Annotated in this window: 12 protein-coding genes; 9 read left to right on the plus strand and 3 right to left on the minus strand. The window is 68.6% G+C overall.

Going from position 1 to position 13,769, the window contains the following annotated elements; translation table 11 throughout:
• Positions 1 to 5 precede the first annotated feature (5 nt).
• Positions 6 to 893: an ectoine/hydroxyectoine ABC transporter substrate-binding protein EhuB gene (gene ehuB / locus AB0F86_RS01430; protein WP_356983906.1), complete on the minus strand. Its 888-nt coding sequence runs from the start codon at positions 891 to 893 to the stop codon at positions 6 to 8.
• 270 nt (positions 894 to 1,163) lie between these two features.
• On the opposite strand from ehuB, the gene AB0F86_RS01435 reads away from it, so the two are divergent.
• Positions 1,164 to 2,912 carry a proline--tRNA ligase gene (locus tag AB0F86_RS01435; RefSeq protein ID WP_356983908.1) on the plus strand — a complete coding sequence of 583 codons (1,749 nt, stop codon included), beginning with the start codon at positions 1,164 to 1,166 and terminating at the stop codon, positions 2,910 to 2,912.
• A 137-nt stretch (positions 2,913 to 3,049) separates the two neighbouring features.
• Positions 3,050 to 4,801, plus strand: coding sequence for an acyl-CoA dehydrogenase family protein (locus tag AB0F86_RS01440; RefSeq protein WP_356983910.1), 1,752 nt, complete (start codon positions 3,050 to 3,052; stop codon positions 4,799 to 4,801).
• 216 nt (positions 4,802 to 5,017) lie between these two features.
• Here AB0F86_RS01440 and AB0F86_RS01445 read toward each other — a convergent pair whose 3' ends face one another.
• Together AB0F86_RS01445 and AB0F86_RS01450 are read right to left on the minus strand one after the other, a co-directional pair.
• Positions 5,018 to 5,449: a ferritin-like domain-containing protein gene (locus AB0F86_RS01445; protein ID WP_356983911.1), complete on the minus strand. Its 432-nt coding sequence runs from the start codon at positions 5,447 to 5,449 to the stop codon at positions 5,018 to 5,020.
• Positions 5,446 to 6,348, minus strand: a complete 903-nt coding sequence (locus AB0F86_RS01450; protein ID WP_356983913.1) for a hypothetical protein — start codon at positions 6,346 to 6,348, stop codon at positions 5,446 to 5,448. Before AB0F86_RS01450 ends, AB0F86_RS01445 begins: the two co-directional genes overlap by 4 nt.
• Before the next feature lie 172 nt (positions 6,349 to 6,520).
• Here AB0F86_RS01450 and rimP point away from each other — a divergent pair, with 172 nt between their 5' ends.
• The 7 genes from rimP (at position 6,521) to AB0F86_RS01485 (ending at position 13,554) form a co-directional block, all read left to right on the plus strand.
• Positions 6,521 to 7,150, plus strand: a complete 630-nt coding sequence (rimP, locus tag AB0F86_RS01455; RefSeq protein WP_225280425.1) for a ribosome maturation factor RimP — start codon at positions 6,521 to 6,523, stop codon at positions 7,148 to 7,150.
• Positions 7,147 to 8,175, plus strand: a complete 1,029-nt coding sequence (gene nusA, locus AB0F86_RS01460) for a transcription termination factor NusA (protein ID WP_181696886.1) — start codon at positions 7,147 to 7,149, stop codon at positions 8,173 to 8,175. Before rimP ends, nusA begins: the two co-directional genes overlap by 4 nt.
• Before the next feature lie 70 nt (positions 8,176 to 8,245).
• A complete protein-coding gene (locus AB0F86_RS01465) occupies positions 8,246 to 8,578 on the plus strand; it encodes a YlxR family protein (protein WP_084456574.1) in 333 nt (110 codons plus the stop codon).
• Positions 8,579 to 8,686: 108 nt separating this feature from the next.
• Positions 8,687 to 11,662 (plus strand): translation initiation factor IF-2, encoded by a 2,976-nt coding sequence (infB, locus tag AB0F86_RS01470; RefSeq protein WP_356983915.1) that lies wholly within the window; start codon positions 8,687 to 8,689, stop codon positions 11,660 to 11,662.
• 89 nt (positions 11,663 to 11,751) lie between these two features.
• Positions 11,752 to 12,045 carry a DUF503 domain-containing protein gene (locus AB0F86_RS01475; RefSeq protein ID WP_071929201.1) on the plus strand — a complete coding sequence of 98 codons (294 nt, stop codon included), beginning with the start codon at positions 11,752 to 11,754 and terminating at the stop codon, positions 12,043 to 12,045.
• A 54-nt stretch (positions 12,046 to 12,099) separates the two neighbouring features.
• On the plus strand, positions 12,100 to 12,546 hold the full coding sequence (gene rbfA / locus AB0F86_RS01480; RefSeq protein ID WP_181696888.1) for a 30S ribosome-binding factor RbfA: 447 nt from the start codon (positions 12,100 to 12,102) through the stop codon (positions 12,544 to 12,546).
• 9 nt (positions 12,547 to 12,555) lie between these two features.
• On the plus strand, positions 12,556 to 13,554 hold the full coding sequence (locus AB0F86_RS01485) for a bifunctional oligoribonuclease/PAP phosphatase NrnA (RefSeq protein WP_356983917.1): 999 nt from the start codon (positions 12,556 to 12,558) through the stop codon (positions 13,552 to 13,554).
• Positions 13,555 to 13,769 lie beyond the last annotated feature (215 nt).

Genomic DNA, 13,769 nt, shown 5'->3' on the forward strand with positions numbered 1-13,769 from the left:
GCCGGTCAGATCTCGCCCTTGCAGAGTTTTGCCGTCGTGTACTTCGGGTCGGGCAGTTCACGTTCGGTGAAGCCGAACTTGCCGACGATGGACAAGTACTTGTCCTTGTCGCTGGTGATCTTGGCGAGTTCGGCGTTGTAGGCGGCGAGCAGGTCCGGATCGGTGGTGCGGAAGACCGTGCCGCCCGCACCGACCTGCGGCTTGCCGTCGATGACCGCCACGAACGATGGCGTCACATCGACCGGCGCGTCGGGAGTGTGGCTCTTCAGCCAGTTCAGCGAGATCGCGGTGAGCGCGAACACGTCGGCGCGGCCCGAGGTGACCGCGTCCATGCCGTCCTGCGGGGTGGCCACCTGGGTGGCGTCGATGCCGAGCGACGCGGCGTAATCGGATTCGATGGCACCCGTCATCGCGGCCATCTTCGCCCCGCTGGATTTGATCGACTGCATATCGCTGAGATTCATCGGATTTCCCTTTTTCACCATCAGCGCGGTGGTGTACATGAATTCCGGTTCGCTGAATGCGGCCTGTTCGCACCGTTTGGGCAAGATCGACATTCCGGCGCTCACCGCGTCGAATCGGTTGGCCTGCAGGCCTGGGATGAGGGCGCCGAACTCGGTCTGCACACCGTCGACGGTCTTGATGCCGAGGTTGGCGAAGATCTCCTTGTGCAGGGCCACGGTCGCGCCGGTGAGCTGGCCGCCCTCCTCGAACGAATACGGCGCCTCACCCGCGAAACCCACGGTGATGGTGCCCTTGTCCTTCAGCGACTGCAGGAGTTGGCCGCTCTCGGTGGTCTCGGTCTTCGTGCACCCGGCGAGCACCGCCGCCGCGAGCGCGGCACCGGCGAACACTGCTGTACAGCGCTTAGGCAGGGAAATCGTGTCCGGCATGGTCGGCCTCTCGCAGGGGTAGCGCCGCAGAATGTGCAGGTTACCGAATCTTCTTTTGTCGTCGGGAAATTCGTGTCTGTGAAAAATCTAATGCTTCGATATTTGCCGAACCCGGTTCCGTTATCGCTTTGTTATCTGCTGGTTGGCGGGCCACTTCGATGGGTAACCTGATATGCGATTTCCGCGGCGGACCGGCGAGGGGCCGCCCGCGCGGGTTCAGGTGGTAATCGGCTGTCGGCCCCGCCGGACCAGGGACTACCCTGTGCATCCGTGATCACCCGCCTCTCCCGCCTGTTCCTGCGCACCCTGCGAGACGATCCCGCCGACGCCGAGGTGCCGAGCCACAAACTGCTGGTGCGTGCCGGCTACGTCCGCCGCGTCGCCCCGGGCGTGTACTCGTGGTTGCCGCTGGGTCTGCGCACGCTGCGCAAGATCGAGGACGTCGTGCGCCAGGAGATGGACGCCACCGGCGCCCAGGAGATCTCCCTGCCCGCGCTGCTGCCGCGCGAGCCCTACGAGACCACCAAACGGTGGACCGAATACGGTGACGCCCTGTTCCGCCTGCAGGACCGCAAGGGCGGTGACTACCTGCTCGGCCCCACCCACGAAGAGCTGTTCGCGCTCACCGTGAAGGGTGAGTACAACTCCTACAAGGACCTGCCGGTCACGCTGTACCAGATCCAGGCCAAGTACCGCGACGAGGAACGTCCCCGCGCGGGCATTCTGCGTGGCCGCGAGTTCATCATGAAGGACTCCTACTCCTTCGACCTCGACGACGACGGTCTGGCCGCCAGCTACGCCACCCACCGCGCCGCCTACCAGCGCATCTTCGACCGCCTCGGCGTGAAGTACGTGATCGTGGCCGCCACCTCCGGCGCCATGGGCGGTAGCGCGTCGGAGGAATTCCTCGCCGAGAGCCCCGTGGGCGAGGACACCTACGTGCGCTGCGTGGAGTCCGGATACGCCGCCAACGTGGAAGCCGTGGTCACCTCCGCGCCCGCGCCGCTGCCGATCGACGGCCTGCCCGCCGCCGTCGAACACGAGACCCCGAACACGCCGACCATCGCCACCCTGGTCGACTGGGCCAACGAGGCGAAGGTGCTCGACCGCGCCGTCACCGCCGCCGACACGTTGAAGAACGTGATGGTGAAACTGCGCCACCCCGACGGCAAGACCGAGATCGTCGGCATCGGCATCCCCGGCGACCGCGAGGTCGACGACAAGCGTCTCGAGGCCGCGGTCGAACCCGCGACGGTGGAACTGCTCACCGAGGCGGACTTCACCGCCAACCCGTTCCTGGTGAAGGGCTACATCGGCCCGAAGGGTCTGCAGGCCAACGGTGTTCGCTACCTCGTCGACCCCCGCGTCGTCGACGGCACCTCCTGGATCACCGGCGCCGACCAGCAGGGCAAGCACGTCGTCGGCCTCGTCGCCGGACGTGACTTCACCCCCGACGGCACCATCGAGGCCGCCGAGGTCCGCGACGGCGACCCCTCGCCCGACGGCGCAGGTCCGCTGGTGTCGGCCCGTGGCATCGAGATCGGCCACATCTTCCAGCTCGGCCGCAAGTACACCGACGCCTTCGATGTGGACGTGCTCGGCGAGAACGGCAAGCCCGTGCGCCTCACCATGGGTTCCTACGGCATCGGCATCTCCCGCATGGTCGCGGTGATCGCCGAACAGCAGCACGACGAGAAGGGCCTGCGCTGGCCCGCCGAAGTCGCCCCCTTCGACGTGCACGTGGTGATCGCCAACAAGGACGCCGCCGCCCGCGACGGCGCCGAACACGTGGTCGCCGGGTTGAACGCCGAAGGCCTCGAGGTCCTCTTCGACGACCGCACCGCCTCTCCCGGCGTGAAGTTCAAGGACGCCGAACTCCTCGGCATGCCCTGGATCCTGGTCATCGGCCGGGGCTGGGCCGAAGGCAAGGTCGAACTCCGCAACCGGCTGACCGGCGAAGCCGAGGAGATCCCGGCCGAAGACGCCGTCAGCGCGGTCACCGCGCGCGTGCGCGGCTGATCGGTTCGCCTCGATCGCGCTGTCCCGCCGACCGGCGGGGCAGCGCGATCGTCGTATCCGCCGAACTTACGCTTACGTAGGGGAAACCTGCAGGTAGACGGCGTAGTCGGGGGTGGGGCGCTGATAAGTTGACGGGTATGACGAGTTCGCCCAGCCTGTTGTTCAACCCCGCCACCTACGACCCGCAGCACTTCGATGCGGAGACGCGGCGGCTGCTGAAAGCCACCATCGAGTGGTTCGAGTCCAAGGGCAAGGCGCAGTTGCTGGCCGACGACCGGGACGCGCTGTGGGTGCAGGACTTCCTGGACTTCGTGGCGAAGGAGAAGCTGTTCGCCACCTTCCTGACCCCGGCCGCCTACGCCGACGGTGACCCGAACAAGCGCTGGGACGCCGCGCGCAATGCGGCGCTGTCGGAGATCTTCGGCTTCTACGGGCTGGCCTACTGGTACGCCGAGCAGGTGACGATTCTCGGCCTCGGCCCGATCTGGCAGAGCGACAACGAGATCGCCAAGCGCAAGGCTGCCGCCGACCTCGCCGACGGTCAGGTCATGGCATTCGCGCTGTCGGAGCGTGACCACGGCGCCGACATCTACAACACCGACCTCGTCCTGACCCCCACCGAGCCGGGCAGCGCCGATGCCGAAGCGGGAATCCTGTTCCGCGCCAACGGCGAGAAGTACTACATCGGCAACGGCAACGTCGCCTCGATGGTCTCGGTGTTCTCCCGCCGCGCCGACATCGAGGGCGCCGACGGCTACGTCTGGTTCGCCGCCGACTCCCGCCACGACAACTACCACCTGGTCGAGAGCGTCATCCACGGTCAGATGTATGTGAGCCACTTCCGGCTGGAGAACTACCCGGTGACCGCCGCCGACGTGCTGCACGAAGGCCCCGAAGGGTTCTCGGCCGCGCTCAACACCGTCAACGTCGGCAAGTTCAACCTGTGCCACGGCAGCATCGGCATGGTGGAGCACTCGTTCTTCGAGGCCATCACCCACTCCAACAACCGCATCCTCTACGGCAAGCCGGTCACCGACTTCGCCCACGTGCGCGGCAATTTCGTCGACGCCTACGCCCGCCTGATCGCGATGAAGCTGTTCAGCGACCGGGCCGTCGACTACTTCCGCAGCGCCTCCCTCGAGGACCGCCGCTACCTGCTGTTCAACCCGATGACCAAGTCCAAGGTCACCTCCGAGGGCGAGGTCGCCATGACCCTGCTGCTCGATGTGCTGGCGGCCAAGGGTTTCGAGAAGAACACCTACTTCCACGAGGCCTCGCGCTACATCAACCACCTGCCCCGGCTCGAGGGCACGGTGCACGTGAACGTGGGCCAGATCCTCAAGTTCATGCCGAACTACCTGCTCAACCCGGCCGAGTACCCGGCGGTTCCCACCCGGCTCGAGGCGGGCGACGAGGAGTTCTTCTGGAAGCAGGGCCCGGCGCGCGGCGCGGGCAAGGTGCGCTTCGCCGACTGGACCCCGGCCTACGAGGCGGCCGCCGACGTGCCGAACGTGGGCCGCTTCTACGAGCAGGCCAAAGCGCTGCGTGAGCTGCTGCTCACCGCCGCACCGGACGAGGCGCAGCAGAAGGACCTGGACTTCATGCTCACCATCGGCCATCTGTTCTCCACGGTGGTCTACGGTCAGCTGATCCTCGAGCAGGCCGAACTCACCGGCCTCGACCGCGACGTGCTCGACCAGATCTTCGACTTCCAGATCCGCGACTTCAACACCCAGGCCACCGCGCTGCTCGGCAAGCCGTCGGTCACCGACGCACAGCGGAACTGGGCCATCGCCGCCCTGCGCACGCCGATCGCCGACGCCGAACGGTTCGACCGGGTGTGGCAGCAGGTGGAGTCCTACGACGGCGTGTACGCGATGCGTCCGTAGTCGACAGCGACGGTCCGGCCTGTTCAGCGGGCCGGACCGTCGCTGTGTCACACGGGGCGGCCATCGAGGCTCCCTCGATGGCTCGTCGCCCGCCAGCACTGCCAACGGGAGGGCATGGCGTTGCCGGGCGGGCGGAATCGCTTCCGTCCGCGACGGGTTGATGTGCGCGGGCGGTATTCCAGTACGGAAGCCCGCGTGACCCGGTGGGCCTTCGGGCTATGTCCGTCCCGGGAAGCTGACGGTGACCGGGTTCGTGCCGAGGATCGCCTGCCATCGGGCGCGGCGCACCGCTGCTTCGGTGAGCGCTTCGACGGCGCTCGCACGGACGGCGGGATCGGTCGCCTGTTCGACCACGGCGTACCACGCTGCGGCGCAGTCGGATTCGACCGCTACGGCGAGGTGCGCGGCCGGGATCGGGTTGTCGACCGGGAACGGCGGGTTGTAGGCGGCGTCGGGTGCCTCGGGTGCGGAGCCACCGGCTTCGAGCAGTTCGATCGTCGCGTCCCGGCGGGCGCGGTGCGCGGCACTGAACTCCGCGACCAGGCGCGACCGATCACTGTTGGCGTAGGCGGCGATCAGGCCGTAGGAGTACACCGCCGCGTACTCGGTGTCGAGGGCGCGTTGCAGCGCTTCACGTTGACCGGTCATGACAGCAGGACTCCCGCCTCGGTGGCACAGGCCGCGCTGATCGAGGCCAGCAGCCCTGCGCGGTAACCGGATTCGGTGCGGGCCAGGTTCGCCGCGGCCTGCTGGGAATGCAGCAACCGGGCACGCAACTGTTCGACGCTGATCGGCTGCTGCGCCGCCGAGACCAGATCCGCGGCGGGCACCGGTGCGCCGTCGGAACCCGGCACAGTGACGACGCCGGTGCGGTGCACAGGAGTGGTTCCGTCGCCGTAGACCCCGATCACCCGGTCGATCTCGGCGCGTAAGGCATCGGCGTGGGCGGTGCGTTCGGTGGCGACGGTCGTCAGCGCGGCCTGCGCCTGCGGCGCGAGCGCGATCGCGGCCGTCGCGGCGGCGGCATCGGCGCGAGCCAGAACCTCGTGTGCGGCAAGGGGATCCGGTGCGTGCACAGAATCGTCCTCGGCGCACGATGTCAGGACGGCGACCGCGGGCACCGCGACAGCGCCTGCGCCTGCCAGCCTCAATATCGTCCGCCGCCGCCAGGTGCGCACGACGGTCGGTACGGGCGAGGACTCCGTCGATTCCAGCTGCCCGGCCGCCGATACAGCAGCGCACTCCGGCGACTTCGGGTGCGGCACGGCGATGTTGGTGGTCGGCGACTGCAGGCGCTGGGCAGCGTGCTGTGCCGACTTCGCGTGCGGCACGACGTCGGTGGTCGGCGATGGGAGATGCCGGGGAGTCCGAACGGCGGCGGGGGTGCTCGGCGCGACGGCGAATTCGGCAGTCGTCGCGAAGGCCGACCGCACGACTTCACGCGCGAAGCCGCTGGTCGGCGGGTGGGAATCGCGGTGGTCGTGGCGCATGCCGGAAGGTCGCCCGGCACTCGGCGGGACGGTATGGCGGTGATGCACGTGGACCATCGTGCCAGATCCCGCGGCGACGGTTCCCCACGCGGCGATCGCGCCGGGCACGCCGACACGGACCGGTGCGCACCGCCCGGTGGCTGGTCCTTTACACTCTCGTGGCGCGTTACGCTAGACCTTCGGCGTAGAAATTTCCGATCGCGTCACAACTGAACCAGGAGCCGCCCATATGCCGATGCCCACCGAGGAAAGGGTGAGCCAGCTCGTCGCTGAGCTCGTCGCACGCCGGGGTTTCGACCTCGAGGGCGTCGCGATCGCGGCCGCGGGCAAGGACGAACTGGCTCCGGTTCGGGTGAAGGTCACCGTGGACAGCGACGGTCCCGCCGACCTCGACGCCATCGCCGAGCTGAGCCGCGAGATGTCCGAGTCGCTCGACGCGGCAGGTGATTTCGGCGAATCCGCCTACCTGCTCGAAGTGACGACCCCCGGCGTCGACCGGCCGTTGACCACCGACCGGCACTGGCGCCGCGCCCAGGGCCGCAAGGTGAAGATCGCCCTTGTCGCCGGCGCCGAACCCGTCGAGGGCAAGAAGACTTTCGAGGCCCGCGTCGGTCAGCTCGCCGACGACGGCACCATCGCGCTCGTGCTCGGCGGCAGGAACAAGCCGCACCGGGTGCATGTGCCCCTCGCCGACATCGCCACCGCGGTCGTCCAGGTCGAATTCAACGCACCCGGCGCCGCCGAACTCGAACTCGCCGGTGGAATCGCCGCGGGCCGCCCCGTCCCGGGCGACGAACCCGCCGACCTCGCCGCAGCAGGCCAACACAGTGACACTCCCACCGAAGGGGTTGCGGAATGAACATCGAAATCGAAGCCTTGCGCGCGATCGTCGCCGACAAGGGCATCCCGATCGAGACCGTGATCTCGGCGATCGAGTCGGCGCTGCTCACCGCCTACCGGCACACCGAGGGGCACCAGCCCAACGCCTACATCGACATCAACCAGAAGACCGGCGTGGTCCGGGTGATGGCGCGCGAACTCGACGCCGACGGCAACCTCGTCTCCGAATGGGACGACACCCCTGAGGGTTTCGGCCGCATCGCCGCAACCACCGCCCGCCAGGTGGTGCTGCAGCGGTTGCGTGACGCCGAGAACGAGAAGTCCTTCGGCGAGTTCTCCACCCACGAGGGCGACATCGTCGGCGGCGTCGTCCAGCGCGACGCCAGGGCCAACGCACGCGGCATCGTCGTGGTGCGCATCGGCAGCGAGGCCAACGGCGCCGAGGGCCTGATCCCGCCCGCCGAGCAGGTGCCCGGTGAGACCTACGAGCACGGCGACCGCATCAAGTGCTACGTCTACGGTGTGTCGCGCGGAGCGCGTGGTCCGCAGATCCAGCTCTCGCGCACCCACCCCAACCTGGTGCGGCGGCTGTTCTCGCTGGAGGTGCCCGAGATCGCCGACGGTTCCGTCGAGATCGTCGCGGTGGCCCGTGAGTCGGGACACCGCTCCAAGATCGCGGTTCGTTCGACCGTTCCCGGCGTGAACGCCAAGGGCGCCTGTATCGGCCCGATGGGGCAGCGCGTACGCAACGTCATGAGCGAGCTGGCGGGCGAGAAGATCGACATCATCGATTACGCCGAGGATCCGGCGACCTTCGTCGGTAATGCGCTGTCGCCGTCGAAAGTGGTTTCGGTCACTGTCGTCGATCCCGAGGCTCGCGCCGCGCGGGTGATCGTGCCCGATTTCCAGCTCTCCCTCGCCATCGGCAAGGAGGGGCAGAATGCCCGCCTGGCTGCCCGCCTGACGGGCTGGCGCATCGATATCCGCAGCGACGCCGCGCCGGAGACCGACGACTCGGCACGGCCGCAGGCGCACCGTAGTTGACGCGGACACGTCGGAATATCGGCCATCGGATGACAGGTTTATAACTTCGGAAGGGGAGGGGTTCGTCGTTATGACCGGGTCACCGGTAGAGTGGGTGAAGGACCGGCCCGCGCAATCCGTTCGAACCTGTATCGGATGCCGTCAGCGCGAGCCGTCTGCCGACCTGTTGCGGATCGTGACGCAGCCAAGGGAGGCGGGCAGTGCTACTGCCGCCGCCCCCGTGGTCATCGTTCCCGACCCGCGGCGCAGACTTCCCGGACGGGGTGCCTGGTTGCACCCCGTCTCAGCTTGTCTGCGTTCCGCAGAGCGGCGCCGAGCATTCGGCAGAGCCCTACGAGTGTCCGGAAATCTGGATATCTCAGCCCTGGAGCAGTACCTCGAGAACAGGCACGAGCACTCATGAGCACACCGTGAAGCACCAACGATGAACGTCCATCGGAGATAACCCGAGGTCGTGCGGGCCCGCCTTACCTAGGCGGCGTCACTGCTCGACCTCTCAGTGAGGAGAGCAGTGGCAGGCAAGGCCCGCGTGCACGAGTTGGCTAAGGAACTCGGTGTCACAAGCAAGGAACTACTCGCGAAGCTCAAGGAGCAAGGCGAGTTCGTGAAGTCGGCGTCCTCGACGGTGGAAGCACCCGTCGCACGTCGTCTGCGCGAATCACTCGCGTCGAAGTCCGCTCCGGCGGCCGACGCGAAGCCGGCGGCCCGTCCGGGTCCGTCGTCGGCGGCCCGTCCGGCCGCCAAGCCCACCCCCGGTGGTCCCCGTCCGGGCCCGCGTCCGGCTCCGGCGCCCGCCGCCGCCGCGACTCCCGCACCCGCTCCGGCTCCGGCGCCCGAGGTGAAGCCGGCTCCGGCCGCCAAGCCGACGCCCGCCGCCGCGCAGAGCGCACCGGCCAAGCCGGCCAACGCACCGGCTCCGGGCCCGCGTCCGACCCCCGGCGCCCAGCGTCCGGCTCAGGCCGGCCAGGCGCCGCAGCAGCCGCGTCCCGGTACCCCCGCACCGGGTGCTCAGGCCCCGCGTCCGGCCGGTCCCGGCCCGAAGCCCGGCCCGAAGACCCCGCGGGTCGGCAACAACCCGTTCAGCTCCGCTCCCGATCGTGAGCGTCCGGCGCCGCGCCCCGCCCCGCAGGGCGGTCCTCGCCCGACGCCGGGTCAGGGCGGTCCCCGTCCGGCTCCCGGCCAGGGTGGCCCGCGTCCGGCTCCCGGTCAGGGCGGTCCCCGCCCCGGTCAGGGCCAGGGTGGTCCGCGTCCGGCCGCCGCGCAGGGCGGTGCCCCGCGTCCCGGTGGTCCGCGCCCCAACCCGGGCTCGATGCCGCCGCGTCCGAACCCCGGCGCCATGCCCGCTCGTTCCGCACGTCCCGGCCCCGCGGCCGGTGGCCGTCCGGGTCGTCCCGGCGGCGCCCCCGGTGGCGGCGCAGGCCGTCCCGGTGGTGGCGGCGGTGGCGGCTACCGCGGTGGCGGTGGCGGTGCCCCCGGCGCTCCCGGTGCCGGTGCACCCGCGGCCGGTGGTTTCCGTGGTCGCCCCGGTGGCGGCGGCGGTCGTCCCGGTGGTCCCGGTGGCCGTGGTGGTGCCGCAGGTGCCTTCGGTCGTCCCGGTGGCGCGGTTCGCCGTGGCCGTAAGTCGAAGCGGGCGAAGCGCGCCGAGTACGAGAACATGCAGGCTCCCGCCGTCGGCGGCGTGCGTCTGCCCCGTGGCAACGGCGAGATCATCCGTCTCGCCCGTGGCGCCTCGCTGTCGGACTTCGCCGAGAAGATCGACGCGAACCCGGCCGCTCTCGTGCAGGCCCTGTTCAACCTCGGCGAGATGGTCACCGCTACCCAGTCGGTGAACGACGAGACCCTCGAGCTGCTCGGCAGCGAGATGAACTACGTCGTCCACGTGGTCAGCCCCGAGGACGAGGACCGCGAGCTCCTCTCCTCGTTCGACCTCACCTACGGCGAGGACGCAGGCACCGAGGAAGACCTCGAGCAGCGTCCGCCGGTGGTGACCGTGATGGGTCACGTCGACCACGGTAAGACCCGACTGCTGGACACGATCCGTAAGGCCAACGTCCGTGAGGGCGAGGCCGGTGGCATCACCCAGCACATCGGTGCCTACCAGGTGCTGACGAACCTGAACGAAGAAGAGCGCCTGATCACCTTCATCGACACCCCGGGTCACGAGGCGTTCACCGCCATGCGCGCCCGTGGTGCGAAGGCCACCGACATCGCGATCCTGGTGGTCGCGGCCGACGACGGCGTCATGCCGCAGACGGTGGAAGCGATCAACCACGCCCAGGCGGCCGACGTGCCGATCGTCGTGGCGGTCAACAAGATCGACAAGGAAGGCGCGAACCCGGACAAGATCCGGCAGCAGCTGACCGAATACGGCCTGGTGACCGAGGAATACGGTGGCGACACCATGTTCGTCGACATCTCGGCCAAGCAGGGCACCAACATCGACGCACTGCTCGAAGCGGTGCTGCTGACCGCGGATGCCTCGCTCGACCTGCGGGCCAACCCGGACATGGACGCCCAGGGTGTCGCCATCGAGGCGCACCTCGACCGCGGCCGTGGCCCGGTGGCCACCGTGCTCATCCAGCGCGGCACCCTGCGTGTCGGCGACTCGATCGTGGCGGGCGACGCCTACGGTCGCGTGCGCCGCATGGTCGACGAGCACGGCGAGGACGTCCACGCGGCGCTCCCGTCGCGCCCGGTGCAGGTCATCGGTTTCACCTCGGTGCCCGGCGCCGGTGACAACCTGATCGTGGTCGAGGAAGACCGCATCGCCCGTCAGATCGCCGACCGCCGCAACGCACGCAAGCGCAACGCGCTCGCCGCACGCAGCCGCAAGCGGATCAGCCTGGAAGATCTGGATGCCGCACTGAAGGAGACTTCGGAGCTCAACCTGATCCTCAAGGGCGACAACTCCGGTACCGTCGAGGCCCTCGAAGAGGCCCTGCTCGGTATCGAGATCGACGACGAGGTGCGTCTGCGCGTCATCGACCGCGGTGTCGGTGGCGTCACCGAGACCAACGTCAACCTGGCGTCGGCCTCGAACGCGATCATCATCGGCTTCAACGTCCGTGCGGAGGGCAAGGCCACCGAGCTGGCCAACCGCGAGGGCGTCGACATCCGGTACTACTCGGTGATCTACCAGGCGATCGACGAGATCGAGAAGGCCCTCAAGGGCATGCTCAAGCCGATCTACGAAGAGGTCGAGCTCGGCCGGGCGGAGATCCGCGCGATCTTCCGTTCGTCCAAGATCGGCAACATCGCCGGTTGCATGGTCACCAGTGGTTCGGTCAAGCGCAACGCCAAGGCGCGCCTGATCCGCGACGGCCGGGTGATCGCCGAGACGATGACCATCTCCTCGCTCAAGCGGGAGAAGGACGACGCCACCGAGGTGCGCGAAGGTTTCGAGTGCGGTATGACCGTGACCTACAGCGACATCAAGGAAGGCGACATCATCGAGGCGTACGAGCTGCGCGAGAAGCCGCGCGACTGATAACGCACACCGTTCCACACGCCGCATCCGAGCTTTCGGGTGCGGCGTGTGGTCATGCGTGCGAACCATCTACCAGGAGGTGAGCACCGCTGTACATCGGTGCGCTCGAATTCGATCTACTGCTCGGTGACGTGCATTCGCTCAAGGAGAAGCGGTCGGTGATCCGGCCGATCCTCGCCGAGCTGCAGAAACGCTTCGGCGTGAATGCCGCCGAGGCCGGTGATCAGGACCTGCACCGCCGTGCGCTGCTCGGGGTGGCCATGGTCAGTGCGGAAACGGGACATCTCAACGAGGTGCTCGACAAATGTGAGCGGCACGTTGCCGCGCGTCCGGAGATAGAGTTGCTGGCAGTACGCCGCCGGATCTTCGGACCCGAAGACTGACAGGCGCGGCCCGGGTGTCACAGCCCGGTGCCTGCCTATGAGAGGAGTGTCCCCATGGTGGATCAAGCCAGGGCTCGCCGACTCGCCAAGCGGATTTCCGCGATCGTGGCCACCGCGATCGAGTACGAGATCAAGGATCCGCGGCTGCGGTTCGTCACCGTCACCGACGCCAAGGTGACCGGCGACCTGCGCGAGGCGACGATTTACTACACGGTGATGGGCGAGACGCTCGACGCCGAACCCGATTACCCGGCGGCCGCCGCCGGTCTCGACGCGGCCAAGGGTGTACTGCGGTCCAAGGTCGGCGCGGGGACGGGCGTGAAGTTCACCCCGATCCTGTCGTTCAGCCTGGACAAGGTGCCCGACGCGGCGCGCGAGATGGAAGAGCTGCTGGCCAGGGCTCGCGCCATCGACGACGAGGTGGCCAAGGTGGCCGCCAACGCCAAGCACGCCGGTGACGCCGATCCGTACAAGTCCGAACGCGACGACGAGGACGAGTAGGACACCCGCGTGACCAGTGTCCGGGACGGGACCGAACTGGGTGCCGCCGTCGCGTTGCTGGCGGCTGCCCGTTCGGTGACCGTCCTGTGCCATGTGCAGCCCGATGCCGACACGGTCGGTAGCGGGCTGGCCTTGGCGCTGGCTCTCGACCGCCGCGGCGTACCCGTGTGCGTGTCGTTCGCCGAACCGGCCGAACTGCCCGCCTCGCTGCGTACCCTGCCGGGCGGGCAGCATCTCGTCGCGCCCGCGCAGGTTCCGCAGGAGGTGGACCTGCTGGTGGTCGTCGACTGCGGCGCCCGCAGCAGACTCGGCGCCCTCGCCGACCGATTATCCGGTGCGGCAACGACTCTGGTGATCGACCATCACCGCGCCAACGACGGTTTCGGCACGGTGGATCTGATCGACGAGACGGCGGCCTCGACCACCGAGCTGGTCACCCGCCTGCTCGACGCGTGGGGTGTGCCGATCGACGCCGCCATCGCGCACTGTCTGTTCGCGGGGCTGGTCACCGATACCGGCTCGTTCCGCTGGGCTCGGCCCGGCAGTCACGCCCTGGCCGAGCGGCTGCTCGCCACGGGCATCGACGGTTCCGAAATCACCCGTTCGCTGCTCGATACGCACCCCTTTACGTGGTTGCCGATGCTGTCGAAGGTGCTGTCCTCGGCGGTGGTCGTGCCCGGTGCGGCGGGCGTCGGCCTGGTGTACGCACTGGTCCGGGCCGCCGACACCCATGAAGTGGGGCCGGAGGAGGTCGAAAGCGTCATCGACGTCATCCGCACCACCGCCGAGGCGGGTATCGCGGCGGTTTTCAAGGAGGCGCGCGGGCAGAACGACCGCTGGACGGTGTCGTTGCGTTCGCGCGACTCGGCTCCCGGGGTGTCCGATGGCGTCGACGTGGCGGCGATCGCGAGCCGTTTCGGTGGCGGCGGGCATCGGTTCGCGGCCGGGTACACGACCTATGGGAGCGCCGAGTCGGTGGTGCGCGCGCTGGTGGACGAGCTCTCCTGACGCACTGGTGTCGTGATCGATGCGCTCGACTTTGTGATGTGGATCAGACGGCCACGTGCGCTGAGATACGGCTATATGCGCTGGCGAGTGGCTACTCGCGCTGACCTCGGCCATGCGCGCCGATGGGCGGTCCGGTGCGCAGATGGGCGGTACGGCACTGCCTGCGCGTCGAGGGCTGTACCTCATCGGATTCGGTGATCTCGCCGATCAGCTGC

This window comes from Nocardia sp. NPDC023733 (genome assembly GCF_040639775.1).
Lineage (GTDB): Bacteria > Actinomycetota > Actinomycetes > Mycobacteriales > Mycobacteriaceae > Nocardia > Nocardia rosealba.

Coding starts and splice junctions, on each gene's coding strand:
- ehuB (WP_356983906.1), bottom strand. CDS start 893: ATGCCGGACACGATTTCCCTGCCTAAGCGCTGTACAGCAGTGTTCGCC.
- rbfA (WP_181696888.1), top strand. CDS start 12,100: ATGGTGGATCAAGCCAGGGCTCGCCGACTCGCCAAGCGGATTTCCGCG.
- nusA (WP_181696886.1), top strand. CDS start 7,147: ATGAACATCGAAATCGAAGCCTTGCGCGCGATCGTCGCCGACAAGGGC.
- rimP (WP_225280425.1), top strand. CDS start 6,521: ATGCCGATGCCCACCGAGGAAAGGGTGAGCCAGCTCGTCGCTGAGCTC.
- AB0F86_RS01450 (WP_356983913.1), bottom strand. CDS start 6,348: ATGGTCCACGTGCATCACCGCCATACCGTCCCGCCGAGTGCCGGGCGA.
- AB0F86_RS01445 (WP_356983911.1), bottom strand. CDS start 5,449: ATGACCGGTCAACGTGAAGCGCTGCAACGCGCCCTCGACACCGAGTAC.
- AB0F86_RS01465 (WP_084456574.1), top strand. CDS start 8,246: ATGACCGGGTCACCGGTAGAGTGGGTGAAGGACCGGCCCGCGCAATCC.
- AB0F86_RS01440 (WP_356983910.1), top strand. CDS start 3,050: ATGACGAGTTCGCCCAGCCTGTTGTTCAACCCCGCCACCTACGACCCG.